The following is a 576-nucleotide window of genomic DNA, read 5'->3' on the forward strand; positions in this document are numbered from 1 at the left end:
AACACATTTAACCGCTTGCTGTGGGGGTAGGACGGTATCTCCCAGGCTTTGCCAATCGGCCCCCAGGCGTAGGGAAGTGACGATGCCTGCGAAAAACCTGCTTCATCAAAGTAATGAAGCTCGCATTCGTCATTGTCTTCCCATGTCTGAAGCTCTTTAAGAATGCTTTGCGTGTTACGAAAGTCAGTTTCGTCACGCAAGCCTTTTAGAGAGTGTCGGACTCGCTTGCAGCTATTGCCGTTTTTTTTAACGCACGACGCAGTGTGGAGCGACTGAACGCCTTGCCTGTCTTTTCTTGCAAACGTGCCTGCAACACAGGTAATTGGTGGGGGTGTTCTTCCACCAGCTGCTGTAGGCAGACACGGTCGTCCTCGGTCAGGACAGGCGGGCGCCCGCCACGGCATTGCGTTGTACCGCCAGGATGCTACTGATCTGGTCGATCGTGTAACCTTGGTGGCTAAGCAAAATCGCGTGCGCTCGCCGGCGCAGCGCCCGCTTCTCGCCACGCTGGTAGGCCTCACTTAGCACCTGCTGCTCATTAGGTGTGAGTGCGATAAAGAGCCTTGTCATGAGGGG

At 55.0% G+C, this 576-nt stretch carries 1 pseudogene; it reads right to left on the minus strand.

The features are described from left to right. Positions 1–570, minus strand: a pseudogene (locus RZA33_RS19325) (IS630 family transposase); the annotation flags it as partial. Positions 571–576: the final 6 nt, after the last annotated feature.

Source organism: Halovibrio sp. HP20-59, assembly GCF_033052795.2.
Taxonomy (GTDB): Bacteria; Pseudomonadota; Gammaproteobacteria; order Pseudomonadales; family Halomonadaceae; genus Vreelandella.